The following is a 241-nucleotide window of genomic DNA, read 5'->3' on the forward strand; positions in this document are numbered from 1 at the left end:
GCAACTTCATGTTCCGTGCCGGCGTGCTGCTCGACGAGTATCGCAATGTCGATGCGGACAGCGTTGCCTCGGTGGAGCAGTCGGTTGCGTCGGCAACGCGCGATCTCGGCTTCGTCAAGCTCGATGCCGCGGCGTTCGGCGCGACTAACGCGATCTCGATCGATTACGCGGTCATGGAGAAGACGGCGCATGCCGCGGTGGTGCCGGTGGCGTGCGGCTGGGCCGACATCGGCTCGTGGCG

Annotated in this window: 1 pseudogene; it reads left to right on the forward strand. The window is 66.0% G+C overall.

What is annotated here, in order from left to right:
- Window positions 1-241, forward strand: a pseudogene (gene cpsB / locus FNJ47_RS48680) (mannose-1-phosphate guanylyltransferase/mannose-6-phosphate isomerase); the annotation flags it as partial.

The sequence above is a fragment of the Bradyrhizobium uaiense genome (assembly GCF_010811875.1).
GTDB lineage: Bacteria > Pseudomonadota > Alphaproteobacteria > Rhizobiales > Xanthobacteraceae > Bradyrhizobium > Bradyrhizobium uaiense.